Raw genomic sequence first — 26,959 nt, forward strand, 5'->3', positions numbered from 1 at the left:
CGCAACATGTGAAATTCCTTAAGGGAGTTGAAAATGGCCAAGGAAAAATTTGAGCGGACCAAGCCGCACGTCAACGTCGGTACGATCGGTCACGTTGACCACGGCAAGACGACGCTGACGGCAGCCATCGCAACGGTTCTGTCGTCGAAGTTCGGCGGCGAAGCGAAGAAGTACGACGAAATCGATGCGGCGCCGGAAGAAAAGGCACGTGGTATCACGATCAACACTGCGCACATCGAGTACGAAACGGCGAACCGCCACTACGCACACGTCGATTGCCCGGGCCACGCCGACTATGTGAAGAACATGATCACGGGTGCCGCGCAGATGGACGGCGCGATCCTGGTGTGCTCGGCCGCCGACGGCCCGATGCCGCAAACGCGTGAGCACATCCTGCTGGCGCGTCAGGTTGGCGTTCCGTACATCATCGTGTTCCTGAACAAGTGCGACATGGTGGACGACGCTGAACTGCTCGAGCTGGTCGAGATGGAAGTTCGCGAACTCCTGTCGAAGTACGACTTCCCGGGCGACGACACGCCGATCATCAAGGGTTCGGCGAAGCTGGCGCTGGAAGGCGACAAGGGCGAGCTGGGCGAGACGGCGATCATGAGCCTGGCCGACGCGCTGGACACGTACATCCCGACGCCGGAGCGCGCGGTCGACGGTACGTTCCTGATGCCGGTGGAAGACGTGTTCTCGATCTCGGGTCGCGGCACGGTGGTGACGGGTCGTGTCGAGCGTGGCATCGTGAAGGTCGGCGAGGAAATCGAAATCGTCGGCATCAAGGACACGCAGAAGACGACCTGCACGGGCGTGGAAATGTTCCGCAAGCTGCTGGACCAAGGTCAGGCTGGCGACAACGTGGGTATCCTGCTGCGCGGTACGAAGCGTGAAGACGTGGAGCGTGGCCAGGTTCTGGCCAAGCCGGGTTCGATCAAGCCGCACACGCATTTCACGGCTGAAGTGTACGTGCTGAGCAAGGACGAAGGCGGCCGCCACACGCCGTTCTTCAACAACTACCGTCCGCAGTTCTACTTCCGTACGACGGACGTGACGGGCTCGATCGAGCTGCCGAAGGACAAGGAAATGGTCATGCCGGGTGACAACGTGTCGATCACGGTGAAGCTGATCGCTCCGATCGCGATGGAAGAAGGTCTGCGCTTCGCGATCCGCGAGGGTGGCCGTACCGTCGGCGCCGGTGTCGTCGCCAAGATCCTCGACTAAGCCAGTTAGTCGCTGATCGACAGTTTTGGGGCCGGAGCTGTCCGGTCCCATTGGTACAGGGGTATAGCTCAACTGGCAGAGCGTCGGTCTCCAAAACCGAAGGTTGGGGGTTCGATTCCCTCTGCCCCTGCCAAATCGCCACGTTCAGACGTGGCATTTGTTTTAAGGTGTTATGGCGAATCCATCCGTCGAAACTGTAAATACCTCCGGCGATAAGCTGATGCTGGGCCTGGGCGTATTGCTGGTCTTGGCCGGATTTGCGGGCTTCTTCTTGCTTGGTGGCAAGGAGTGGTACATCCGCGGCGCTGCATTGGCAGTTGGGGTCATCGCTGGTGTCGCCGTCGCCCTGATGTCGCTTCCGGGCAAGAGCTTCATCGCCTTCGCGAAGGATTCCTACCGGGAGGTGCGCAAGGTCGTATGGCCGACGCGCAAGGAAGCCACGCAAACCACGCTGGTGGTGTTCGGGTTTGTGTTGGTCATGGCGCTCTTCCTTTGGCTTAGCGATAAGTCGATCGAATGGGTGATTTTCTCGGCGATTCTGGGTTGGAAATGATATGAGCGATACTCCGGCGATCCCGAGCGGAAAGCGTTGGTACGTCGTGCACGCCTACTCCGGTATGGAGAAGAGCGTGCAGCGTGCGCTTCAGGAGCGCATTGAACGTGCTGGCATGCAAGACAAGTTTGGCCAGATCCTGGTGCCGACCGAAGAGGTCGTCGAAGTCCGGGGTGGTCATAAGGCAGTGACCGAACGTCGTTTCTTCCCCGGCTACGTGCTGGTCGAGATGGAAATGACGGATGAGACCTGGCACCTCGTGAAGAACACGGCCAAGGTGACTGGCTTCGTCGGCGGCGCACGCAATCGGCCGAGCCCGATTTCCCCGCGGGAAGTCGAAAAGATCATGTCGCAGATGCAGGAAGGCGTGGAGAAGCCGCGTCCGAAAACCCTGTTCGAAGTGGGCGAGATGGTCCGGGTCAAGGAAGGCCCGTTCACCGATTTCAACGGCACGGTCGAAGAAGTCAACTACGAAAAATCGCGAGTACGCGTGTCCGTCACCATTTTTGGACGGGCTACACCGGTCGAGCTCGAGTTCGGCCAGGTCGAGAAAGTCTGAGTTTGGATGGGCAGCCTTCGCGCTGCCCGTCGTCGCGATTACGGTCCGCATCATTGACCGTTGAGGAGCGTCAGTAGCCGGATGGCGAACGCGCGTTATCACTCACCGAACGCCAGCCTGGCGTTCCAACGAGGTGTACACATGGCAAAGAAGATTGTCGGCTTTATCAAGCTGCAGATCCCTGCAGGTAAAGCCAACCCGTCGCCGCCGGTCGGTCCGGCACTGGGCCAGCGCGGCCTGAACATCATGGAGTTCTGCAAGGCGTTCAACGCGCAGACCCAAGCCATGGAGCCGGGCCTGCCGGTTCCGGTCGTGATCACGGCATTCGCGGACAAGAGCTTCACGTTCGTGATGAAGACGCCGCCGGCGACCGTCCTGATCAAGAAGGCAGCGAAGATCGACAAGGGCTCGAGCAAGCCCCACACCGATAAGGTCGGCTCGATCACGCGCGCACAAGCTGAAGAAATCGCGAAGACCAAGATGCCTGACCTCACGGCAGCGGATCTGGACGCGGCAGTTCGTACCATCGCGGGGAGCGCACGCTCGATGGGCATCACCGTGGAGGGCGTGTAAATGGCCAAGATCTCGAAGCGTCGTCAGGCATTTGCCGCTAAGGTCGACCGTCAGAAGCTGTACGCGATCGAAGACGCACTGGCACTCGTGAAGGAATGCGCGAGCGCGAAGTTCAACGAGTCGATCGACGTTGCAGTCCAGCTCGGCATCGACGCAAAGAAGTCGGACCAAGTGGTTCGCGGTTCGGTCGTGCTGCCGGCAGGTACCGGCAAGTCGGTTCGCGTTGCCGTGTTCGCACAAGGCGACAAGGCCGAGCAGGCTCGTGCAGCCGGCGCGGAAATCGTCGGCATGGAAGACCTGGCCGAGCAGATCAAGGCCGGTCAAATGGATTTCGACATCGTGATCGCTTCGCCGGACACGATGCGTATCGTCGGTACGCTGGGCCAGATCCTCGGCCCGCGCGGCCTGATGCCGAACCCGAAGGTCGGCACGGTCACGCCGGACGTCGCCACCGCGGTCAAGAATGCGAAGGCGGGTCAGGTCCAGTTCCGTGTGGACAAGGCCGGTATCATCCACGCCACGATCGGCCGTGCATCGTTCGAGCCGACCGCGCTGCGCTCCAACCTGTCGGCGCTGATCGAAGCGCTGCAGAAGGCCAAGCCGGCGACCAGCAAGGGCGTGTACCTGCGCAAGATCGCGCTGTCGAGCACGATGGGCATCGGCGTTCGCGTCGACCAATCGTCGCTGGCCGCACAGTAATCGCAGTATTCGGATGGTCCCGCCGCGGTGGGGCCGTCCAACCAGGGCTTTGGGCGGTTGCCCGGCGCGCGAGCGCAGGGTGACCGGTTATCAAAGACCGTTGGTGGGAGGCAGCAGGCAGGCACTCCCTTAATGCAGGCCAACGCAGATGGCGAACCCGAACAAGTTTTGAAGTGGTGAAGCCGATGGCGCGGAGCGATCCGGGCCGGCGGCGGAAATACTCCTGACGACTCGGACGCCGTTGTTGAACGAGGTACGAAAGGCCCATGCCGATCGTATCGTTTCTGGAGGCTAACCGTGCCGCTTAATAGAGAAGACAAGCAAGCCGTCGTGGCTGAGGTTTCCGCGCAAGTCGCGAAGGCCCAGACCGTTGTGCTGGCTGAGTATCGTGGAATTGCGGTTGGCGATCTGACCAAGCTGCGCGCGCAAGCGCGTGAAAAGCAGGTGTACCTGCGCGTGCTGAAGAATACCCTGGCACGTCGCGCAGTTGAAGGTACGCCGTTTGCTACGCTGGCAGAGCAGATGACCGGCCCGCTGATCTACGGCATCTCTGAAGATGCGATTGCTGCCGCGAAGGTCGTGAACGACTTCGCGAAGAGCAATGACAAGCTGATCATCAAGGCAGGTTCGTTCGATGGCAAGGTGATGGACAAGGCTGGCGTGCAAGCGCTGGCAAGCATCCCGAGCCGCGAAGAACTGCTCTCGAAGCTGCTGTTCGTCATGCAGTCGCCTGTTTCCGGTTTCGCGCGCGCCCTGGCCGCGCTGGCCGAGAAGAAGCAGGCCGAAGCTGCATAACGTCGGCATCACAGATCGCTGGCTGTACCCGCATTCAATTTAGGAGTATTTCACATGGCAATCGCAAAAGAAGACATCCTGGCAGCAGTCGAAGGCATGACTGTTCTGGAACTGAACGAACTGGTCAAGGCGTTCGAAGAGAAGTTCGGCGTGTCGGCAGCTGCAGTGGCAGTTGCTGGCCCGGCAGGCGGCGGCGCAGCTGCTGCAGCCGAAGAGCAGACCGAATTCACGGTCATCCTGGCTGAAACGGGCGCCAACAAGGTTTCCGTCATCAAGGCCGTTCGCGAACTGACGGGCCTGGGCCTGAAGGAAGCGAAGGACCTGGTCGACGGCGCACCGAAGCCCGTCAAGGAAGCCGTGCCCAAGGCTGCCGCTGAAGAAGCGAAGAAGAAGCTGGAAGAAGCTGGCGCAAAGGTCGAAATCAAGTAAGTTTCGACGAGCTGCGCGAAGGCTGGCGGTTTTATACCGCCGGCCTTTTTGTGCTTTGTGGGGACGCTGTTTTGACACTCAATTCGTGTGTCGAAATGGATGGCCCCAGAAGCCAAAGAAAACCGCCCAAGGCGCATCGCGATGCGTGCAACCGGCGATTCTCTTTGTCTTCTGAAGCGACTGCAGAAGGCAAGTTTGGTCGGGTAGCGGGCAACACAGGCATCCGCTGCCGTCAGCCAGCGGTTGGTAGCGGCCAACCACCAAGCTTCTCGGCTCGAGCCGCCGCACGGCTATCGGGTCTCAGTCGGTGAACACTCGGGTTTGACACGTCCAGGTATCCCGCCTCGATAGCGCCCGCCGTGATTCGGAGATCGTATGCAATATTCCTTCACCGAGAAGAAGCGTATTCGCAAGAGTTTCGCGAAGCGCTCCATCGTTCACCAAGTTCCTTTCCTGCTAGCCACTCAGCTTGAATCATTCAGCACGTTTCTGCAAGCTGAAGTGTCTGCAGCACAACGCAAGTCCGAAGGCCTGCAAGCCGCCTTCACCTCTGTTTTCCCGATCGTTTCGCACAATGGCTTCGCTCGTCTCGAGTTCGTGAGCTATGCCCTGTCGTCGCCGGCATTCAACATCAAGGAATGCCAGCAGCGCGGCCTGACCTATTGCTCGGCACTGCGCGCCAAGGTGCGCCTGGTGCTGCTCGACAAGGAATCGCCGAGCAAGCCGGTGGTCAAGGAAGTGAAAGAGCAGGAAGTGTACATGGGCGAAATTCCGCTCATGACGCCGACCGGCTCGTTCGTCATCAACGGTACCGAGCGCGTGATCGTGTCGCAGCTCCACCGTTCCCCGGGCGTGTTCTTCGAACATGACAAGGGCAAGACCCACAGCTCGGGCAAGCTGCTGTTCTCGGCGCGGATCATTCCCTACCGCGGCTCGTGGCTCGACTTCGAATTCGACCCGAAGGACATCCTGTACTTCCGCGTCGACCGTCGCCGCAAGATGCCGGTGTCGATCCTGCTGAAGGCCATCGGCCTGACGCCGGAACAGATCCTCGCGAACTTCTTCGTGTTCGACAACTTCACGTTGATGGACGAAGGCGCGCAGATGGAGTTCGTGCCCGAGCGCCTGCGTGGCGAAGTGGCGCGTTTCGACATCAGCGATCGCGATGGCAAGGTCATCGTCCAGAAGGACAAGCGGATCAACGCGAAGCACATCCGTGACCTGGAAGCCGCGAAGACCAAGTTCATCTCGGTGCCGGAAGACTACCTGCTCGGCCGCGTGCTGGCGAAGAACGTGGTCGACGGCGACACCGGCGAAGTGATCGCGAACGCGAACGACGAGATCACCGAGAGCGTGCTGGACAAGCTGCGCGACGCGAAGATCAAGGAAATCCAGACGATCTACACGAACGATCTGGACCAGGGTCCGTACATCTCCTCGACGCTGCGCGTCGACGAGACGGCGGACAAGACGGCCGCGCGTATCGCCATCTACCGCATGATGCGCCCGGGCGAGCCGCCGACCGAAGAAGCCGTCGAGGCGCTGTTCAACCGTCTGTTCTACAGCGAAGACGCCTACGACCTGTCGAAGGTCGGCCGCATGAAGTTCAACCGCCGTGTCGGCCGTGACGAGATCGTCGGCCCGATGACGCTGCTGGACGACGACATCCTCGCGACCATCAAGATCCTGGTCGAGCTGCGCAACGGCAAGGGCGAAGTGGACGATATCGACCACCTCGGCAACCGTCGCGTGCGTTGCGTCGGCGAACTGGCGGAGAACCAGTTCCGTGCCGGCCTGGTGCGTGTGGAGCGCGCGGTGAAGGAACGCCTCGGCCAGGCCGAAAGCGAAAACCTGATGCCGCACGACCTGATCAACTCGAAGCCGATTTCCTCGGCGATCCGCGAGTTTTTCGGTTCGTCGCAGCTCTCGCAGTTCATGGACCAGACCAACCCGCTGTCGGAAATCACGCACAAGCGCCGTGTTTCCGCACTGGGCCCGGGCGGCCTGACGCGTGAGCGCGCCGGCTTCGAAGTCCGTGACGTGCACCCGACCCACTATGGCCGCGTGTGCCCGATCGAAACGCCGGAAGGTCCGAACATCGGCCTGATCAACTCGCTGGCGCTGTACGCCCACCTGAACGAATACGGCTTCCTCGAGACGCCGTACCGCAAGGTGACGGACAGCAAGGTGACCGACCAGATCGACTACCTGTCGGCGATCGAGGAAGGCCGCTACGTGATCGCCCAGGCGAACGCCTCGGTGGACGAGAACACGGGCGAGCTGACCGACGAACTGGTGTCGGCGCGTGAAGCGGGCGAAACCATGATGGTCACGCCGGACCGCATCCAGTACATGGACGTGGCGCCGTCGCAGATCGTCTCGGTGGCCGCATCGCTGATCCCGTTCCTCGAGCACGATGACGCGAACCGCGCACTGATGGGCTCGAACATGCAGCGCCAGGCCGTGCCTTGCCTGCGTCCGGAAAAGCCGGTGGTCGGCACGGGCATCGAGCGCACCTGCGCGGTCGACTCGGGCACCACGGTCCAGGCCTATCGCGGCGGCGTGGTCGACTATGTCGATGCGGGCCGTATCGTGATTCGCGTGAACGACGACGAAGCGGTGGCGGGTGAGGTCGGTGTCGACATCTACAACCTCATCAAGTACACGCGTTCGAACCAGAACACGAACATCAACCAGCGTCCGATCGTGAAGATGGGCGACAAGGTCGCGCGCGGTGACGTGCTGGCCGACGGCGCCTCGACGGACCTGGGCGAGCTCGCGCTCGGCCAGAACATGCTGATCGCGTTCATGCCGTGGAACGGCTACAACTTCGAGGATTCGATCCTGATCTCGGAGAACGTGGTGGCGGACGATCGCTACACGTCGATCCACATCGAAGAGCTGAACGTGGTCGCTCGCGACACCAAGCTCGGACCGGAAGAAATCACGCGCGACATCTCGAACCTGGCGGAAATCCAGCTCGGCCGTCTCGACGAATCGGGCATTGTCTACATCGGTGCCGAGGTCGAAGCGGGCGACGTGATGGTCGGCAAGGTCACGCCGAAGGGCGAGACCCAGCTGACGCCGGAAGAGAAGCTGCTGCGCGCGATCTTCGGCGAGAAGGCCTCGGACGTGAAGGACACCTCGCTGCGCGTGCCCTCGGGCATGAGCGGCACGGTGATCGACGTGCAGGTGTTCACGCGCGAAGGCATCGTGCGTGACAAGCGCGCGCAACAGATCATCGACGACGAACTGAAGCGCTACCGCCTCGACCTGAACGACCAGCTGCGTATCGTGGAAGGCGATGCCTTCCAGCGTCTGGCGCGCATGCTCGACGGCAAGGTCGCCAACGGCGGCCCGAAGAAGCTGGCCAAGGGCACCAAGATCGACCAGGCCTACCTGTCGGATCTGGACCACTACCACTGGTTCGACATCCGCCTGGCGGACGAGGAAGCGGCGGCCCAGCTCGAAGCGATCAAGAACTCGATCGAGGAGAAGCGCCACCAGTTCGACCTGGCCTTCGAAGAGAAGCGCAAGAAGCTCACGCAAGGCGATGAACTGCCGCCGGGCGTGCTGAAGATGGTCAAGGTCTACCTCGCGGTCAAGCGTCGCCTGCAGCCTGGCGACAAGATGGCGGGTCGTCACGGTAACAAGGGCGTGGTCTCGAAGATCGTGCCGGTGGAAGACATGCCGTACATGGCCGACGGCCGTCCGGCCGACGTCGTGCTGAACCCGCTCGGCGTGCCGTCGCGGATGAACGTGGGCCAGGTGCTCGAAGTCCATCTCGGCTGGGCCGCGAAGGGCCTCGGCTGGCGGATCGGCGAAATGCTGGCGCGCCAGGCGAAGATCGAGGAACTGCGTGTGTTCCTGACCAAGATCTACAACGAGTCGGGCCGCGCGGAAGACCTCGAGAGCTTCAGCGACGACGAGATCCTCGAACTCGCGAAGAACCTGCGCGAGGGCGTTCCGTTCGCCACGCCGGTGTTCGACGGCGCGACCGAAGAGGAAATGTCGAAGATGCTCGACCTGGCGTTCCCGGACGACATCGCGCAGCAGCTCGGCATGACGCCGTCGAAGAACCAGGTGCGCCTGTACGACGGCCGCACGGGTGAGGCATTCGAGCGGACCGTGACGGTCGGCTACATGCACTACCTGAAGCTGCACCACTTGGTCGACGACAAGATGCACGCGCGTTCGACCGGCCCGTACTCGCTCGTCACGCAGCAGCCGCTGGGCGGCAAGGCGCAGTTCGGTGGCCAGCGTTTCGGGGAAATGGAAGTGTGGGCGCTCGAGGCCTACGGCGCATCGTATGTGCTGCAGGAAATGCTGACGGTGAAGTCGGACGACGTGAACGGCCGGACGAAGGTGTACGAGAACCTCGTCAAGGGCGACCACGTGATCGACGCGGGCATGCCGGAATCCTTCAACGTGCTGGTGAAGGAAATCCGCTCGCTCGGTATCGACATCGACCTCGATCGCAACTAATCGGACTACGGAGAGAAAGCAATGAAAGCTCTGCTCGATCTATTCAAGCAAGTCCAACAGGAAGAAGTCTTCGACGCGATCAAGATCGGTCTGGCCTCGCCGGACAAGATCCGCTCCTGGTCGTTCGGCGAAGTCAAGAAGCCGGAAACCATCAACTACCGCACCTTCAAGCCGGAGCGGGATGGTCTGTTCTGCGCGAAGATCTTCGGGCCGATCCGCGACTACGAGTGCCTGTGCGGCAAGTACAAGCGCCTGAAGCACCGCGGCGTGATCTGCGAGAAGTGCGGCGTCGAAGTGACGCTCGCCAAGGTGCGCCGCGAGCGCATGGGCCACATCGAGCTGGCCTCGCCGGTCGCGCACATCTGGTTCCTGAAGTCGCTGCCGTCGCGTCTGGGCATGGTGCTCGACATGACGCTGCGCGACATCGAACGCGTGCTGTACTTCGAAGCCTACGTGGTGATCGAACCGGGCATGACGCCGCTGAAGGCGCGGCAGATCATGACCGAGGAGGATTACTACAACAAGGTCGAGGAATACGGTGACGAGTTCCGCGCCGAGATGGGCGCGGAAGGCGTTCGCGAGCTGCTGCGCGCGATCAACATCGACGAACAGGTCGAGACGCTGCGCACCGAGCTCAAGAACACCGGCTCCGAAGCGAAGATCAAGAAGTACGCGAAGCGTCTGAAGGTCCTCGAGGCATTCCAGCGCTCGGGCATCAAGCCCGAGTGGATGATCCTCGAAGTCCTGCCGGTGCTGCCGCCGGAGCTGCGTCCGCTGGTGCCGCTCGACGGCGGCCGTTTCGCGACCTCGGACCTGAACGACCTGTATCGCCGCGTGATCAACCGGAACAACCGTCTGAAGCGTCTGCTCGAGCTGAAGGCGCCGGAGATCATCGTGCGCAACGAAAAGCGCATGCTGCAGGAAGCGGTCGATTCGCTGCTCGACAACGGTCGTCGCGGCAAGGCGATGACGGGCGCCAACAAGCGTCCGCTCAAGTCGCTGGCCGACATGATCAAGGGCAAGGGCGGTCGTTTCCGTCAGAACCTGCTGGGCAAGCGTGTCGACTACTCGGGCCGTTCGGTCATCGTGGTGGGCCCGACGCTGAAGCTGCACCAGTGCGGCCTGCCCAAGCTGATGGCGCTCGAGCTGTTCAAGCCCTTCATCTTCAACAAGCTCGAAGTGATGGGCGTGGCCACCACCATCAAGGCCGCGAAGAAGGAAGTCGAGAACCAGACGGCGGTGGTGTGGGACATCCTCGAAGAGGTGATCCGCGAGCATCCGGTGATGCTGAACCGCGCGCCGACGCTGCACCGCCTGGGCATCCAGGCGTTCGAGCCGGTGCTGATCGAAGGCAAGGCGATCCAGCTGCACCCGCTGGTCTGCGCGGCGTTCAACGCCGACTTCGACGGTGACCAGATGGCCGTCCACGTGCCGCTGTCGCTGGAAGCGCAGATGGAAGCGCGCACGCTGATGCTGGCCTCGAACAACGTGCTGTTCCCGGCCAACGGCGATCCGTCGATCGTGCCGTCGCAGGATATCGTGCTCGGCCTGTACTACGCGACGCGCGAAGCCGTCAACGGCAAGGGCGAGGGCATGTCCTTCACGGGCGTGTCGGAAGTCCTGCGTGCGTACGAGAACAAGGAAGTCGAGCTGGCCTCGCGCGTCAACGTGCGGATCACCGAAATGGTCCACAACGAGGACAAGTCGGAAGGCGCGCCGCAGTTCGTGCCGAAGATCTCGCTGTACGCGACCACCGTCGGCCGCGCGATCCTGTCGGAAATCCTGCCGGCCGGCCTGCCGTTCTCGGTGCTGAACAAGCCGCTGAAGAAGAAGGAAATCTCGCGCCTGATCAACACCGCGTTCCGCAAGTGCGGTCTGCGCGCGACCGTGGTGTTCGCCGACCAGCTGATGCAGTCGGGTTTCCGTCTCGCGACGCGCGCCGGTATCTCGATCTGCGTGGACGACATGCTGGTGCCGACGCAGAAGGAAACCATCGTCGGCGATGCCGCGAAGAAGGTGAAGGAATACGACCGCCAGTACATGTCGGGTCTCGTCACCGCCCAGGAACGCTACAACAACGTGGTCGACATCTGGTCGGCGACGTCGGAAGCGGTCGGCAAGGCGATGATGGAGCAGCTCTCGACGGAGCCGGTGGTCGATCGCGACGGCAAGGAAACGCGCCAGGAATCGTTCAACTCGATCTACATGATGGCCGACTCGGGCGCGCGGGGTTCCGCGGTCCAGATCCGTCAGCTGGCCGGGATGCGCGGCCTGATGGCGAAGCCGGACGGCTCGATCATCGAGACGCCGATCACGGCGAACTTCCGCGAAGGCCTGAACGTGTTGCAGTACTTCATCTCGACCCACGGTGCACGTAAGGGTCTGGCTGATACGGCACTGAAGACCGCGAACTCGGGTTACCTGACGCGTCGTCTGGTCGACGTCACGCAGGATCTGGTGGTGGTCGAGGACGATTGCGGCACGAGCAACGGCGTGGCCATGAAGGCCCTGGTGGAAGGCGGTGAAGTCGTCGAGGCGCTGCGCGACCGGATCCTCGGCCGCGTGGCCGTGGCCGACGTGGTCAACCCGGAAACGCAGGAAACGCTGTACGAATCGGGCACCCTGCTCGACGAGACGGCGGTCGAGGAAATCGAACGCCTCGGCATCGACGAGGTGCGCGTGCGCACCGCGCTGACCTGCGAAACGCGTTACGGCCTGTGCGCTGCCTGCTACGGCCGCGACCTGGGCCGCGGTTCGCTTGTCAACGTCGGCGAGGCGGTCGGCGTGATCGCCGCGCAGTCGATCGGCGAGCCGGGCACGCAGCTGACCATGCGTACCTTCCACATCGGCGGCGCGGCTTCGCGTGCGGCGGTGGCTTCGTCGGTCGAGGCGAAGAGCAACGGTACGGTCCGCTTCACGGCGACCATGCGCTACGTCACCAACGCGAAGGGCGAGCAGATCGTCATTTCGCGTTCGGGCGAGGCCATGATCACCGACGATCTCGGCCGCGAGCGCGAACGTCACAAGATCCCGTACGGCGCGACGCTGCTGCAGCTCGACGGCGACGTGATCAAGGCCGGCACGCAACTGGCCACCTGGGATCCGCTGACGCGCCCGATCATCACCGAGTACGGCGGTACGGTGAAGTTCGAGAACGTCGAGGAAGGCGTGACGGTCGCCAAGCAGATCGACGACGTGACGGGGCTGTCGACGCTCGTCGTGATCGACGTGAAGCGCCGCGGCTCGCAAGCCTCGAAGAGCGTGCGCCCGCAGGTCAAGCTGCTCGACGCGAACGGCGAGGAAGTGAAGATCCCGAACACCGAGCACTCGGTGCAGATCGGCTTCCAGGTCGGCGCGCTGATCACCGTGAAGGACGGCCAGCAGGTGCAGGTGGGTGAAGTGCTCGCACGTATCCCGACCGAAGCGCAGAAGACGCGTGACATTACCGGCGGTCTGCCGCGGGTGGCGGAACTGTTCGAGGCGCGTTCGCCGAAGGATGCCGGCATCCTGGCCGAAGTCACGGGTACCACCTCGTTCGGCAAGGACACCAAGGGCAAGCAGCGCCTGGTCATCACGGATCTCGAGGGCAACCAGCACGAGTTCCTGATCGCCAAGGAAAAGCAGGTCCTGGTCCACGATGCCCAGGTCGTCAACAAGGGCGAAATGATCGTGGACGGCCCGGCCGATCCGCACGACATCCTGCGTCTGCAGGGTATCGAGGCGCTGTCGCGCTACATCGTCGACGAGGTGCAGGACGTGTATCGTCTGCAGGGCGTGAAGATCAACGACAAGCACATCGAGGTGATCGTTCGCCAGATGCTGCGTCGTGTGCAGATCACCGACAACGGCGATACGCGCTTCATCCCGGGCGAGCAGGTCGAGCGTTCGGACATGCTTGACGAAAACGATCGCATGATCGCGGAAGACAAGCGTCCGGCCACCTACGAGAACATCCTGCTGGGTATCACGAAGGCGTCGCTGTCGACGGATTCGTTCATCTCGGCGGCATCGTTCCAGGAAACGACGCGCGTGCTGACGGAAGCGGCGATCATGGGCAAGCGCGACGATCTGCGCGGCCTGAAGGAAAACGTGATCGTCGGCCGTCTGATCCCGGCCGGTACCGGCCTGGCGTTCCACAAGGCACGCCGGACCAAGGAAGTCTCGGATCGCGAGCGTTTCGACCAGATCGCGGCGGAAGAGGCCTTCGAGTTCGGTATCCCGGAAACGCCGGCTGCCGACACGCCCGACGCCGTCGAGTCGCAGCAGCACCCGAGCGCGGAGTAAGCGGGAGCGGCGCAAGCCGCCTTCCAGGCTCCGCCATCAAGACCGCCCGGTTTCGACCGGGCGGTTTTTTTTCGTCCATCGTTTTCGCGGCGGCCGGCGCCAGTGCGGGCGTCGAAGCTTACTTCGCGCCGAGCCGCTCGGCGAACGAATAGCGTCGCATGTGGCGCTCCAGGCTCTCGAGGAAGGCCAGGTCGGCCGCGTTCATCTTGCGCTCGCGATGCCAGAGCAGGTGCACGTCGACGTCGACCAGGCCCTCGTCCGGCGGCAGTCGCCAGAGCCGCTGCTGGGCGAGGTCGTCGCGCACGATGTGCTCGGGCAGGCAGCCGATGCCATAACCCGAGAAGATCAGCCGCCGCACTTCGTCCAGGCTCGGCGAGGAGGCCACGATGCGGCCCGTGAAGCCGCGCTGGTCGCGAAACACCGTCAGCGGTGAGAGGCTGTCGCCGAGCTGGTCGCTGGTGAAGGACACGAAGTTCTCGGCCAGCAGGTCGTCCATGCTCAGCGAGGACTTGCCGAACAGCCGGTGATGGCGCCCGCAGAAGATCGCGTAGCGCTGCCGCAGGAAGGGGCGCATCTCGAGCTTGTCGTGCGGCGTGCGGCACAGGCCGAGCCCGGCCGTGGCGGTCTTCTGCAGCAGCGAGGAAATGATGTCGGAGGAGCGCATCACCTCGATCTGCAGGTCGATGCGCGGATGCGTGCGGTGGAACTCGGCCAGGAATTCGTCGTAGACCGGCGATTCGATGCGGCTGATGCTGAGCAGGCGGATCGCGCCGGTGATGTCGGCGCGGTCGTCGAGCTCGGAATCGAGCCGCGAGATGGTGCCGTACAGGTCGCTGGCGATCCGGTAGACCGCGTCGCCGGCGGCGGTGGGCGCGAAGTAGGGCCCGCGCCGCTCGATCAGCCGGTGCTTGAGCGCCTCCTCGAGCCGCTTGAGCGCCTGGCTCACCGCCGGCTGCGTCACGTGCAGGCGCGCGGCGGCGCGGCTCAGGCTGCGCTCCTGCATGATCACCAGGAAGGTGCGCAGCAGGTTCCAGTCGAGGCGATCGTTGAGGAAGCGGGAGAAATCGGCGCGCATCGTGAGGTCCGGGCAGGTCGCTGGCAAACTATAAATTTCAATTATGCGGTGAATAATAACTTGAAATTTGACTAATGTTTTCTGGCTATCGATAAAGACCCCGTGCGCGGTCGATCGCTGAACCGGGCACGCCGACCCGTGACGAACGCGCCCGGGGCCCGCGCGGCCTGCCGGCGCATCAGGAGCCAGCATGACCCCGCAATCCACCCCTGCCCGCCAGCCCGCTCGCGCGGCGAGTGCCGCCTTCATCGGCACGATGATCGAGTGGTACGACTTCTACATCTACGCCACGGCTGCCGCGCTGGTGTTCGGCGAGCTCTACTTCCCGTCCGGCGACCGCTTCGTCAGCACTATGGCCTCGTTCGCGACCTTCGCGGTCGGCTTCTTCGCGCGGCCGCTGGGCGGCATCGTGTTCGGCCACCTGGGCGACCGGATCGGCCGCAAGAAGGCGCTGATGACCACCCTGATGATGATGGGCGCGGCCACCGTCTGCGTCGGCCTGCTGCCCGACTACGCCACGCTCGGCGTGCTCGCCCCGGTGCTGCTGGTGTTGCTGCGCGTGGTGCAGGGCATCGCGGTGGGGGGTGAATGGGGCGGCGCGGTGCTGATGGCCGGCGAACACGCGCCGCAAGGGCGCCGCACCTTCTTCGCCTCGTTCGCGCAGCTCGGCAGCCCGGCCGGCCTGATCCTCTCGCTGCTGGCATTCCGCGCCGTTACCTCGATGGACAAGGCCGCCTTCCTGTCCTGGGGCTGGCGCCTGCCTTTCCTCGCGAGTTCGCTGCTGCTGGTGGTCGGCATCCTGATCCGGCTCGGCGTCAACGAATCGCCCGAGTTCGCCCGCCTGCGCGAGACGCGGCGCACCGCCAAGCTGCCGATCGCCGAGGTGTTCCGTTCCGCGCGCGGCCTGGTGCTGCTCGGCATTGGCGCCAACACGATCGGCATCGCCGGCGTCTACTTCACCAATACCTTCATGATCGCGTACACCACGCAGTATGTCGGCGTGACGCGCTCGATGATCCTCGACTGCCTGTTCGTGGTCGCCGTGATCCAGTTGCTGTCGCAGCCCTGCGCCGCCTGGCTGGCCGAGAAGATCGGCGGGGCGCGCTTCCTCAAGCTGGCCGCGTTGCTGGCGATGGCCTCGCCCTATCCGATGTTCGTGCTGGTGCAGCAGGGCAGCACCGTCTCGATGGTGATCGGCATCGCGCTGGCGGTGATCTGCATGGCGAGCTTCTACTCGGTGATCGCCGGCTTCATCAGCGGCATCTTCCCGACCCATATCCGCTACTCGGCGATCTCGCTGGCCTACCAGGTCTGCGGCGCGATCGCGGGCGGTCTCACGCCGCTGGTCGGCACCTGGCTCGCGCATCGCTACAGCGGCCAGTGGTGGCCGCTGGCGGTGTTCTATACCTGCCTCGCGGCGATCTCGCTGCTTTGCATCGTGGCGCTCGACGCGCGACGCGAAGCACGCCAGGACGCGGCCGACGCGCTTACCTCGCATGGCTGAGGCAAGGCCAGCGCCGAGCCGGCGGGCAACACGATTCGCTGTGGACAACGCTCAGGAAAACGAATGGACAGGCAAGTGAAGGTGGACGGCGCGCGCCTCTGGCGCAGCCTGATGGAGATGGCGGAAATCGGCGCGACCGCGCGCGGCGGCGTACGGCGCCTGGCGCTCACCGACGAGGATCGGCGTGGGCGCGAGCGTTTCGCGCAATGGTGCCGCGAAGCCGGCATGGCGGTCAGCGTCGATGCGGTGGGCAACCTGTTCGCGCGGCGCGCCGGCACCGATCCCGAAGCCGCGCCGGTGCTGGTCGGCAGCCACCTCGACACGCAGCCCGAAGGCGGCCGCTTCGACGGCGTCTACGGCGTGCTGGCCGGGCTGGAACTGGTGCGCGCATTGAACGATGCGGGGCAGGCCACCGAGAAGCCGATCGAGATCGTCTCGTGGACCAACGAGGAGGGAGCCCGCTTCACGCCCGCCATGCTCGGCTCGGCCGTCTATACGGGCGCGACGCCGCTCGATGCCGCGCTGGCGACGAGCGACGCGGACGGCGTGACGCTCGGCGAGGCGCTCGATGCCAGCGGCTATCGCGGGCAGCGCGCGATCGGCGGCGAACGCATCGATGCCTATTTCGAGGCGCACATCGAGCAGGGGCCGGTGCTCGAGGCCAACGGCACCACCATCGGCGTGGTGACGGGCGGCCAGGCGATCCGCTGGCTCGACGTGACGGTGACGGGCGTGGCCGCCCACGCCGGCACCACGCCGATGCCGTATCGCAAGGATGCGCTGTTCGCGAGCGCTCGGATGGCGCTCGAACTGGAGCGCATCATCGCAAGCTACGCGCCGCGCGGGCTGGCCACCATCGGCCAGGCGACGATCCCCAACGCCTCGCGCAACACCATCGCCGGGCAGCTCGCGTTCACCGTCGACCTGCGCCATCACGAGGATGCAGAGGTCGATGCGATCGAGCGCGAACTGCGCGCCGCGTTCGAGCGGATCGCGGCCGAGCGCGGCCTGCGCGTCGAGATCTCGACCTACTGGCGCAGCCCCGCCACGCCCTTCGACGCGAGCTGCGTGGCGCTGGTGCAGCAGGCGGTCGACGCACTCGGGTATTCGAACCAGCGCATCGTCAGCGGCGCCGGCCACGACGCTATCCACCTCGCGCGTCACTGCCCGACCGCGATGGTCTTCATTCCCTGCGTGGACGGCCTTTCGCACAACGAAGCCGAGGACGCACTGCCCGAGGACGTGACGCGCGGCGCCGAGGTGCTGCTGCAGGCCGTGCTCGCGCGCGTCGGCGCGCGCAGCGCCGCCACGATCAACGACGAGTCGGAGAGCCGATGAAAACCTTCTTCCATCCCGAGCAACTGTTGCACCATCCGCGCAGCTATCTGTCACGCGGCCAGATGCGCGAGCCGCAGGAAGTGCCGGAGCGCGCGGCGCGGCTGGTGGCGGCCGCCGGCTCGCTGGACTTCACGGTCGAGGCGCCGGCCGATCGCGGTACCGCGGCGATCGCGGCCGTGCACGACATGAACTACCTGCGCTTTCTCGAGGAAGCGCATCGCGACTGGAAGCGCATGCCCGACGACTGGGGCGACGAGGTGATGTCGAACATCTTCGTGCGCGAGCCGAACCCGCTGCGCGGCGTGCTGGCCCAGGCGGCGCGCTACCTGGCCGACGGCAGTTGCCCGGTCGGCGAACAGACCTGGCGTTCGGCCTATTGGTCGGCGCAGAGCGCGCTGGCCGCGGCCGAGGCCGTGAATGGCGGCGCACGCGAGGCCTGGGGCCTGTGCCGGCCGCCCGGCCATCACGCACGGCGCGATGCGGCGGGCGGCTTCTGCTACCTGAACAATGCCGCGATTGCCGCGCAGGCGCTGCGCCAGCGCTTCGGCCGCGTGGCGATCCTCGACACCGACATGCATCACGGCCAGGGCGTGCAGGAGATCTTCTACGGTCGCGACGACGTGCTCTACATCTCGATCCACGGCGATCCGACCAACTTCTACCCGGTCGTCGCCGGCTACGAGGAGGAAACCGGCAGCGGCGCGGGCGATGGCTACAACGTCAACCTGCCGATGCCGCACGGCGCCTCGGAGGCGATGTTCTTCGAACGCGTCGACGATGCGCTGCGCGTACTGCGCCGCTTCGAAGCCGATGCGATCGTGCTCGCGCTCGGCTTCGACATCTACCGCGACGATCCGCAATCGAAGGTGGCCGTCACCACCGAGGGCTTCGGTCGTCTTGGCGGCGCGGTGGGCGCGCTGGGCCTGCCGACCGTGATCGTGCAGGAGGGCGGTTATCACCTGGAGAGCCTGGAGGCGAATGCGCGCGCTTTCTTCGGCGGGTTCGGCGAGGCACGAGGCTAGCGATGCGTTGAACGCGATCCGCCGGAGGCGGATCGTCAGGGGTTCGATGCAAGGAAACGCGGCGCCGGGAGCAGGCTCATGCTCCCGGCGCCGCGTTTGTTTTTTTCAGGCGCGTCGCGCGGTATCGATGGATGAACGCCATTAATACTGACGATGAGTAAACGGCATTTTACGCAGCGATATCGGCGATGGATAAATCACCCAGGCCGCCTGTGCGAGCCATTTCACGAATTCACAGCTTCGCACTGCGAATCGACTCATCGACCATACGACAGGGAGTCCACCATGTACAAACCGCTTTGCCTCGGCGCCGCCTTGCTGTGCGCCAACGGCCTGGCCCACGCGCAGAACTCGGTGACGCTGTACGGCATCATCGACCAGGGTATCGCGATCAATACCAACGCGGCTGGCAGCCGCCAGTACGCGCTGACGAGCGGCAACGAATCGGGCAGCCGCTGGGGGCTGCGCGGCCGCGAGGAACTCGGCGGCGGCCTGTTTTCGCTGTTCGTGCTGGAAGGCGGCTTCAACGGCTCGACCGGCGCGCTCGGGCAGAACGGCGACCTGTTCGGCCGCCAGGTCTATGTGGGCCTGGGCTCCTCGCGCCTGGGCACGCTGACGGCGGGGCGCCAGTACCTTCCGAATGCGGAGATGGTCGGCATCTTCGAGGCGGGCGAGGACTGGGCGCTGTCGGGGGCCGGCTACGGCGCGCATCCGGGCGATCTCGACGACCTCGACGGCTCGTTTCGCGTCAACAACGCACTGAAGTACAGCTCGCCGACCTGGGCCGGCTTCAATGCCGAGGCGCTCTACAGTTTCGGCGGCGTGGCCGGCAGCAGCTCGCGCAACCAGATCTACGGCTTCGGCCTAGGTTGGCAAGGCGGCCCGTTCAAGGCCGCCGCGGCCTACACCTTCGCGCGTAACCCGAACTTCTCGCTGTACGGCAACAAGGCCAACGACAGCGCGAGCGGCAGCAACATGGCGAGCCCCGTCTACAGCGGCTACGCCAGCGCCGGCTCGCAGCAGATCGTCAATGCGGGCGGCACCTACACGCTCGGCGCGGCGACCTTCGGCGCCGTCTACAGCAACACGCGTTTCCAGAACCTCGGCGCCACCGCCGTGAGCGGCTCGGCCAGCGCGATGCTGGGCGCGAGCGTCGCCTTCAATACCTTCGAGCTGAACGCGAAGTACCTGATCACGCCGGCGTTGCAGGTGGCGGCCTCCTACGCGCTGACCAGGAGCAGCAGCGTGAACGGTCGCGAGGGCGCGAAGTACAGCCAGCTCGAGGCCGGCCTCGACTATTCGCTCTCCAAGCGCACCGACCTCTACGCGGTCAGCGTCTACCAGCTCGCCAGCGGCACCGACTCGACGGGTCGCAAGGCGGTCGCGGCGGTGGCCTTCGCCACGCCGTCCTCGAACAGCCACCAGCTCGTCACGGTCGCCGGGATCCGGCACCGGTTCTGAGCGAGGCGCCGGGCGGAGCATGAATCCGGCTCATGCTCCGCATAAGAATTCGGCATTTTACGAGCCGATATTGGTCACCGATAAAGGTGGCAGGCCGTGGCGCCGCAAGGCCGCATGCACGGCAACCCGACCCAGGATCCCCGATGACGTCCACCGTCCCTCAACGCCAGCCGATCCGCGCCGCGCTCGCGGCCTTCATCGGCACGACCATCGAGTTCTACGATTTCTATACCTACGCCACGGCCGCCGCGCTGGTGCTCGGCGGCGTGTTCTTCCCAAGCGCGGATCCGTTCGTCAGCACGCTCGCCTCGTTCGCGACCTTCGCGGTCGGCTTCGTCGCGCGGCCGCTGAGCGGCGCCGTGTTCGGTCATTGGGGCGACCGGCTCGGCCGCAAGAAAATGCTGATCCTGACCATGTTCCTGATGGGCGTGGCGACCACCGGCATCGGCCTGCTGCCATCCTATGCGTCGATCGGCGTGGCCGCGCCGGTGATCCTGATTCTGCTGCGCATCGTGCAGGGCATCGCGGTCGGCGGCGAATGGGGCGGCGCGGTGCTGATGTCGAGCGAGCATGCCGCGCCCGGGCGCAAGACGCTGTTCGCCTCGTTCCCGCAGCTGGGCAGCCCGGCCGGGCTGCTGCTCTCGCTGATCGCATTCCGCGCCGTCTCGGCGCTCGATCACGAGGCCTTCCTGGCCTGGGGCTGGCGGCTGCCGTTCCTGGCCAGCTTCGTGCTGCTGGTGGCCGGCGTGGTGGTGCGCCTCGGCGTGAACGAATCGCCAGAGTTCGAGCAGGCCCGGCGCGAGAACCGGCGCGCCAAGGCGCCGGTCAGGGAGGTGCTGCGCGGCTACTGGCGGCCGATCGTCTATGCCGCGGCGGCCACCACCATCGGCTCGGCCGGCTTCTTCTTCACCAACACCTTCATGATCTCCTACGTGACGAGCTTCCTGAAGATGCCCAAGCCGCTGATCCTCGACTGCCTGTTCGCGGTCACGCTGATCCAGCTCGCCTCGCAGCCGGTCTCGGCGCTGCTGGCCCAGCGTTTCGGCGATGCGCGCTTCCTGAGCGCGGCGGCGCTGCTGTCGATCTTCACGCCCTATCCGATGTTCGCGCTCGTCAACAGCCAGCAGCCGGTGCTGATCGTGCTCGGCATCGCGCTGGCGGTGGTGGTGCTGTCGGCCGTTTATGCCGTGATCGCCGGTTTCATGACACGCGCCTTCCCGACCCCGCTGCGCTATTCCGGCATCTCGATCGCCTACCAGCTCTGCGCGACCGTGGCCGGCGGCACCACCCCGCTGATCGGCACCATGCTCGCGCAGCATTACCGCGGCCAGTGGCTGCCGCTCGCGATGTTCTTCTCGCTGCTGTCGGCCGTCTCGCTGGTCGGCATCGTCGCGCTGGCGCGCTACCAGCGCCGTCTCGCGCCCGCGCACGAGGCGGCGGCCGGCTCCGTGCCGGCGGCGTGACGCGCGGGCATCCAGTCTCGTCCCTTTTTCTTCCTGTCATCGACCACCATGCACACCGAACCACATCCGACTCCCGAGGCCGAATGGACGACGCGCGTCGAGCTCGCCGCGCTGTATCGGCTGGTCGCGCACTTCGGCATGACCGACATGATCGACACGCACATCACCGCGCGCGTGCCGGGCCCCGAGCATCACTTCCTGATCAACCGCTACGGCGTGCTGTTCCATGAAATGCGCGCCTCCGACCTGGTCAGGATCGACGCCGAAGGGCGCGTGGTCGAGCCCGCTGCCGCCAATGGCGATGGCGACCCGGCGCGCCGTCGCGTCAACGCGGCCGGCTTCACGATCCACTCGGCGATCCACATGGCGCGCCCGGACCTGTGCTGCGTGATCCACACGCACACGGCGGCCGGCTCGGCCGTCTCGGCGCAACGCCACGGGCTGCTGCCGATCAGCCAGCACGCGCTCAAGTTCCACGAGCGGATCGGCTATCACGACTACGAGGGCATCGCGCTCGATCTCGGCGAGCGCGAACGGCTGATTCGCGACCTGGGCCCGCATAGCGCGATGATCCTGCGCAACCACGGGCTGCTCGCGGCCGGGCGCTCGGTGGCGGCGGCCTTCCAGAACATCTACTTCCTGGAGCGCGCCTGCCAGATCCAGGTGCGCGCGCTGGCCGGCAACGCCGAGCTGATCCTGCCGCCCGAAGCGGTGCGCCGACTCACGGCGGAGCAGTTCGATCGCGACGAAGCCGACGCGATCATCGCGCTGCAATGGCAGGCCGCGCTGCGGCTCATCGAAGGCGGCGCGACCGACTACCGTAGCTGATCATGACGCGCATCGCCTTTCTCAGCGACGGGTTCGACCTGTCGCCGCTGTTCGCGCCGCTGCGCGAGCGCCTGCCCGGGCTGCAGGTGGTCGGCGCCGACGGGCACGATGCCGAGATCGCCGTCTGCTGGCGTCCGCCGGCCGGCGCGCTGGCGCGGCTGCCCTCGCTGCGGCTGGTGCACAGCATCGCCGCCGGTGTCGACCACATCCTGGTCGATCCCGAGCTGCCCGCGGTGCCCGTGTGCCGCGTGGTCGATCCCGTCCACGCCGAGGGCATGGGCGAGTTCGCGATGTGGGCCGTGCTGCATTTCCATCGCGGTTTCGATCGCGTGCTCGCCAACCAGCGCGAACGGCGCTGGCTGCGCGAGCCGCAGGTCGCGGCGCAGGCACGCACGATCGGCGTGATGGGGCTCGGCGCGCTGGGCCGGCATGTCGCCGGGCTGCTTGCCGGGGCGGGTTTTCGCGTGCGCGGCTGGTCGCGCGAGCGCAAGCGTCTCGATGGCATCGAGACCTTCGGTGCCGGGCAGCTCGACGACTTCCTGGCCGGCAGCGAGATGCTGGTCTGCCTGCTGCCGCTCACCGCCGATACACGCGCCCTGATCGACCGGCGCCTGCTCGCGCGCCTGCCGCGCGGCGCGAAGCTGATCCATGTGGGGCGCGGCGAGCACCTGGTCGCGGCGGACGTGCTGGCCGCGCTCGAGGACGGCAGGCTCGGCGGCGCGGTGATCGACGTGTTCGAGCGCGAGCCGCTGCCCGAGGACGATCCGTTCTGGGATGCGCCGAACCTGATCGTCACGCCGCACATGGCCTCGGTGGCCAGCTTCGAGCGGATCGCCGCGCAGATCGCGGACAACGTGATGCGTCTGCGCGAGGGTTTGCCGCTGGCCAATCGGGTCGATCCGGCGCTGGGCTACTGAGCGGGCCTGGCGGCAAGGGCGTTGCCTTGTGTCCTGCTGCTGCTGCTGAAGGTCGCGGTGGGTTCCGAAAGAAGATGCGCGGCAGCCGCCGCGTCGCTCAGCCGGTCTTCGCCGGCGTGTCGAGGCTCTCGCCGCCATGTGCCCGCACCTGCCCCGCCGCGAACGCGCGCAGCCGCTCCAGGAACACGGCCTCGGCCGCGCGCGGCTTGCGTTCGGCGGCCCACAGCAGCACCACGTCGAGATCGGCGATGCCCTCGGCCGGCGGCAGGCGCATCATGCGGCCCGCGGCGACCTGGGCCTGCCCGACGTGCTCGGGCAGGCTGCCGATGCCGAACCCGGCAACGATCAGCCGCATCACCTCCGCCATGCTCGCCGAGGTCGCGACCACCCGCCCGGCCAGGCCATGCTGGTCGCGAAACACGCCGAGCACCGACAGCGAGGCGCCGAGCTGGTCGCCCGCGAAGGACACGAAATTCTCCTCGCGCAGGTCCTCGACGCTCAGGCCCTCTCGACCGAACAGCGGATGGCGGCGCCCGCAGAACAGCGCGTAGCGCTGCGGCATGAACAACTGCTGGGCGATCTTGCCGCCCACGTGCCGGTTCAGGCTCAGCGCGGCGGTGGCCGTGTGCTGCAGCAAGGCGCTCGGCACGTCGGCGCTGCGCATCACCTGCACCTCGAAATCGATATCGGGATAGTCGGCGTGGAAGTCGGCGAGGAAATCGTCGTAGGCCTCGGACTGCACGCCGCTGACCGTGATCAGCCGCACCTGCCCCGACACGTAATGACCGCCTTCGCCCTCGTCGCTGGCCAGGCGCGAGATGCTGCCGTAGATCTCCTCGGCGATCTCGCGCACCTCGTTGCCGGCGCGCGTGATGTCGATGCGCGGGCCGCTGCGTTGCACGAGCTTGCGGCCGAGCTGTTCCTCGAGGCGGCGCAGCGCGTGGCTGACCGCCGGCTGGGTGATGTGCAGGTGGGCGGCGGCGCGGCTCACGCTCTGCTCGCGAGCGATCACCAGGAAGGTCCGCAGCAGGTTCCAGTCGAGCCGGTCGTTGATCAGTGCGGCGCGCACGCTGCGGGTCATCGCGGGCTCCGGAGGCGGGAAATGCCGAATTATAGGTGCGCCATTTTGCCCCGTGCATCCGTTGTTTCGAGATGAGGCGGGTGCTATGTTCGGACCTCGTTTTTTTCGAACTCAGGCCGGCGCGCTTGAACCGGCCTGCGCCGGCATGATCTCGTTGCCCTCGATCGCGTCCCGGCCGCGCGACAAACGAGGAGGGAATCATGCGCAATGTGGCGGTGGTGAATCGCTGGGTCGGCCTGGCCGGTCTCTCGCTCTGTATCCTGCTGGCGGTGCTGTCGCTGCCGGGCTGGTGGTATCTGCGCCATCACTGGGTGCCGGACGACGCGATCGTGCGCAGCCAGGTGCTGCGGCCCGGGCTGCAGCTCTACGTGGTGCGCCGCGAAGGCGGCGGCGCGCCGGTGCCGGTCCTCTACGACTATTACCTGACGGGGCGCCTGATCGACCGGGGCACGCTCGGCGCGCTGATGGATCGCCGCGCGCCCTTCCTGGTCGCCGACAGCGACCAGGCCGAGATCACCATGGACGGCGAGGGGATGGTCTGCGTGGCCCTGTTCGGCCATGTCCATGGCTTCGCCAACAAGGTCGCACTCGATCTCGGGGGTACCCGGCGCGCGATTGCGATCGCGATCGTGGCGAGTCCGCCGGGCGTCTCGCGCCAGGCGCTCACCCGTCCGAATGGCCAGGACGTGAAGGAAGAAGGGGGCGAGGGCGCTTCTGTCTGTAAAATGCAGCCTTGATTTTCCACCCGAACCCTCCTGCCTCATGTCGCGCGCGCTCGAAATCCTGAACGAAGTTTTCGGTTATCCGGCCTTCCGCGGCCAACAGGGGGAGATCGTCGAGCATGTCGCGTCGGGCGGCGACTGCCTGGTGCTGATGCCCACCGGTGGCGGCAAGTCGCTCTGCTACCAGATCCCGGCGCTGGTGCGCCACGAATCGGGGCAGGGCGCCGGCATCGTGGTCTCGCCGCTGATCGCGCTGATGCAGGACCAGGTGGCCGCGCTGACCGAGGTCGGCGTGAGGGCGGCCTACCTGAACTCGACGCTGTCGGGCGCGGAGGCGGCCGCCACCGAGCGCGCGCTGCGTGAGGGCGAGATCGACCTGCTCTACGTGGCGCCCGAGCGGCTCATGACGCCGCGCTTCCTCGACCTGCTCGAGCGCACGCGCATCGGCCTGTTCGCGATCGACGAGGCGCACTGCGTGTCGCAGTGGGGGCATGACTTCCGGCCCGAGTACATCCAGCTGTCGATCCTGCACGAGCGCTTCCCCTACGTGCCGCGCATCGCGCTGACGGCTACCGCCGACGCCATCACGCGCGACGAGATCATCCAGCGCCTCGCGCTCGACGACGCTCGCGTGTTCGTGTCGAGCTTCGACCGGCCCAATATCCGCTACCGGATCGTCGAGAAGGACAATGCACGCTCGCAGTTGCTCGACTTCATCCGCGCCGAGCATACCAACGCCGACGGCACCACCGATGCGGGCGTGGTGTACTGCCTGTCACGCCGCAAGGTGGAGGAAACCGCCGAGTGGCTCAAGACCCAGGGCGTGCGCGCGCTGCCGTACCACGCCGGGATGGAGTTCGAGATCCGCCAGCGTCACCAGGAGATGTTCCAGCGAGAGGAGGGCATCGTGATGTGCGCAACGATTGCCTTCGGCATGGGCATCGACAAGCCCGACGTGCGCTTCGTGGCCCACCTGGACTTGCCCAAGAGCGTCGAGGGCTATTACCAGGAAACCGGCCGCGCGGGCCGCGACGGCTTGCCCGCCAATGCCTGGATGGCCTACGGGCTCGGCGACGTGGTGCAGCAGCGCAAGATGATCGACGAGTCCGACGCCGACGACGCGCACAAGCGGGTCCAGACCTCGAAGCTCGATGCGCTGCTGGGCCTGTGCGAAACCGCCTCGTGCCGGCGCGTGCGCCTGCTCGGTTATTTCGGCGAGGCCAGCCAGCCCTGCGGCAATTGCGATACCTGCCTGGAGCCGCCGGCCACCTGGGATGCCACGCGCGAGGCGCAGATGGCCCTGTCCTGCGTGTTTCGCGCGCAACGCGCGAGCGGCTTCAATTTCGGCGCCAGCCACCTGATCGAGATCCTGCGCGGCGCCAAGACCGAGAAGATCCAGCAGCGCGGCCACGACGCGCTGAGCACCTTCGGCATCGGCGCTGAGCTCTCCGAGCCGGAATGGCGCGCGATCTTCCGTCAGTTGGTGGCCTTCGGCTACCTGGCGGTCGATCACGGCGGTTTCGGCGCGCTGGTGCTGACGGCAGCCAGCAAGCCGGTGCTCAAGGGCGAGGAGACCGTCACGCTGCGTCGCTACGTGAAGCCGAAGAGCTCGCGCCAGTCCTCGGCGCGCAGCGGCGCGCGGGCCGACCCGACCGCCGGCATGTCGACGCGCGAGCGCGCCTGCTGGGAGCGGCTGCGCGCCTGGCGCGCCGAGACCGCCAAGAGCGACGGCGTGCCCGCCTACGTGATCTTCCATGATGCGACCCTCGCCGAGATCGCCCGCAACGCGCCGGAGTCGATCGAGGACCTGCGCCATATCCCCGGCATCGGGGCGCGCAAGCTCGAGCGTTTTGGCGACGAGCTGATCGACGTGGTCGAGTCGGCCTGAGCCCGGCCGAAGGGCTGCCGGGCGGGATCGAAGGGGGTGGGATCGGTGAGGTGGGATGT

At 65.6% G+C, this 26,959-nt stretch carries 20 protein-coding genes and 1 tRNA gene; 19 read left to right on the top strand and 2 right to left on the bottom strand.

Annotated elements, in window-relative coordinates; translation table 11 throughout:
- The first annotated feature begins 33 nt into the window (after positions 1-33).
- The 10 genes from tuf to rpoC all read left to right on the top strand — a co-directional run bounded on the left by tuf (position 34) and on the right by rpoC (position 13,601).
- Positions 34-1,224 (top strand): elongation factor Tu, encoded by a 1,191-nt coding sequence (gene tuf / locus BM43_RS25055; protein ID WP_013696349.1) that lies wholly within the window; start codon positions 34-36, stop codon positions 1,222-1,224.
- Positions 1,225-1,281: 57 nt separating this feature from the next.
- Positions 1,282-1,357, top strand: a tRNA-Trp gene (locus BM43_RS25060).
- A gap of 39 nt (positions 1,358-1,396) precedes the next feature.
- Positions 1,397-1,777, top strand: a complete 381-nt coding sequence (gene secE / locus BM43_RS25065) for a preprotein translocase subunit SecE (RefSeq protein ID WP_012734344.1) — start codon at positions 1,397-1,399, stop codon at positions 1,775-1,777.
- A gap of 1 nt (position 1,778) precedes the next feature.
- On the top strand, positions 1,779-2,336 hold the full coding sequence (gene nusG / locus BM43_RS25070; protein WP_013696350.1) for a transcription termination/antitermination protein NusG: 558 nt from the start codon (positions 1,779-1,781) through the stop codon (positions 2,334-2,336).
- 141 nt (positions 2,337-2,477) lie between these two features.
- A complete protein-coding gene (gene rplK / locus BM43_RS25075) occupies positions 2,478-2,909 on the top strand; it encodes a 50S ribosomal protein L11 (RefSeq protein ID WP_013696351.1) in 432 nt (143 codons plus the stop codon).
- A complete protein-coding gene (rplA, locus tag BM43_RS25080) occupies positions 2,910-3,608 on the top strand; it encodes a 50S ribosomal protein L1 (protein WP_013696352.1) in 699 nt (232 codons plus the stop codon).
- A 297-nt stretch (positions 3,609-3,905) separates the two neighbouring features.
- Complete coding sequence (gene rplJ / locus BM43_RS25085; protein WP_013696353.1) at positions 3,906-4,403, top strand: 50S ribosomal protein L10; 498 nt, start codon at positions 3,906-3,908, stop codon at positions 4,401-4,403.
- Positions 4,404-4,457: 54 nt separating this feature from the next.
- Positions 4,458-4,832, top strand: coding sequence for a 50S ribosomal protein L7/L12 (gene rplL, locus BM43_RS25090; RefSeq protein WP_013696354.1), 375 nt, complete (start codon positions 4,458-4,460; stop codon positions 4,830-4,832).
- Between the two features lie 375 nt (positions 4,833-5,207).
- On the top strand, positions 5,208-9,317 hold the full coding sequence (gene rpoB, locus BM43_RS25095) for a DNA-directed RNA polymerase subunit beta (protein ID WP_013696355.1): 4,110 nt from the start codon (positions 5,208-5,210) through the stop codon (positions 9,315-9,317).
- A 21-nt stretch (positions 9,318-9,338) separates the two neighbouring features.
- Complete coding sequence (rpoC, locus tag BM43_RS25100; protein WP_036028992.1) at positions 9,339-13,601, top strand: DNA-directed RNA polymerase subunit beta'; 4,263 nt, start codon at positions 9,339-9,341, stop codon at positions 13,599-13,601.
- 118 nt (positions 13,602-13,719) lie between these two features.
- On the opposite strand, the gene BM43_RS25105 is transcribed toward rpoC, so the two are convergent.
- Entirely contained in the window at positions 13,720-14,676 is a 957-nt protein-coding gene (locus BM43_RS25105) for a LysR family transcriptional regulator (RefSeq protein WP_036048512.1), read from the bottom strand.
- Positions 14,677-14,866: 190 nt separating this feature from the next.
- Between BM43_RS25105 and BM43_RS25110 the strand changes: the two genes are divergently transcribed.
- The 7 genes from BM43_RS25110 (at position 14,867) to BM43_RS25140 (ending at position 23,209) form a co-directional block, all read left to right on the top strand.
- Positions 14,867-16,180 carry an MFS transporter gene (locus tag BM43_RS25110; protein WP_036048510.1) on the top strand — a complete coding sequence of 438 codons (1,314 nt, stop codon included), beginning with the start codon at positions 14,867-14,869 and terminating at the stop codon, positions 16,178-16,180.
- Between the two features lie 63 nt (positions 16,181-16,243).
- Positions 16,244-17,518 carry a Zn-dependent hydrolase gene (locus BM43_RS25115; protein ID WP_036048508.1) on the top strand — a complete coding sequence of 425 codons (1,275 nt, stop codon included), beginning with the start codon at positions 16,244-16,246 and terminating at the stop codon, positions 17,516-17,518.
- Complete coding sequence (locus BM43_RS25120; RefSeq protein WP_036048507.1) at positions 17,515-18,540, top strand: histone deacetylase family protein; 1,026 nt, start codon at positions 17,515-17,517, stop codon at positions 18,538-18,540. Before BM43_RS25115 ends, BM43_RS25120 begins: the two co-directional genes overlap by 4 nt.
- Before the next feature lie 285 nt (positions 18,541-18,825).
- Complete coding sequence (locus tag BM43_RS25125) at positions 18,826-20,001, top strand: porin (RefSeq protein ID WP_036048506.1); 1,176 nt, start codon at positions 18,826-18,828, stop codon at positions 19,999-20,001.
- 143 nt (positions 20,002-20,144) lie between these two features.
- Positions 20,145-21,464, top strand: coding sequence for an MFS transporter (locus BM43_RS25130; RefSeq protein WP_036048505.1), 1,320 nt, complete (start codon positions 20,145-20,147; stop codon positions 21,462-21,464).
- A 48-nt stretch (positions 21,465-21,512) separates the two neighbouring features.
- Positions 21,513-22,292 (top strand): class II aldolase/adducin family protein, encoded by a 780-nt coding sequence (locus tag BM43_RS25135; RefSeq protein ID WP_036048502.1) that lies wholly within the window; start codon positions 21,513-21,515, stop codon positions 22,290-22,292.
- A gap of 2 nt (positions 22,293-22,294) precedes the next feature.
- On the top strand, positions 22,295-23,209 hold the full coding sequence (locus tag BM43_RS25140; protein WP_036048500.1) for a 2-hydroxyacid dehydrogenase: 915 nt from the start codon (positions 22,295-22,297) through the stop codon (positions 23,207-23,209).
- A gap of 97 nt (positions 23,210-23,306) precedes the next feature.
- On the opposite strand, the gene BM43_RS25145 is transcribed toward BM43_RS25140, so the two are convergent.
- Positions 23,307-24,290, bottom strand: a complete 984-nt coding sequence (locus tag BM43_RS25145) for a LysR family transcriptional regulator (RefSeq protein ID WP_036048498.1) — start codon at positions 24,288-24,290, stop codon at positions 23,307-23,309.
- A 200-nt stretch (positions 24,291-24,490) separates the two neighbouring features.
- On the opposite strand from BM43_RS25145, the gene BM43_RS25150 reads away from it, so the two are divergent.
- Both BM43_RS25150 and recQ read left to right on the top strand, forming a co-directional pair.
- Positions 24,491-25,027, top strand: a complete 537-nt coding sequence (locus BM43_RS25150; protein ID WP_036048497.1) for a hypothetical protein — start codon at positions 24,491-24,493, stop codon at positions 25,025-25,027.
- Positions 25,028-25,052: 25 nt separating this feature from the next.
- Positions 25,053-26,900 (top strand): DNA helicase RecQ, encoded by a 1,848-nt coding sequence (recQ, locus tag BM43_RS25155; protein WP_013696366.1) that lies wholly within the window; start codon positions 25,053-25,055, stop codon positions 26,898-26,900.
- Positions 26,901-26,959 lie beyond the last annotated feature (59 nt).

The organism is Burkholderia gladioli, assembly GCF_000959725.1.
Lineage (GTDB): Bacteria > Pseudomonadota > Gammaproteobacteria > Burkholderiales > Burkholderiaceae > Burkholderia > Burkholderia gladioli.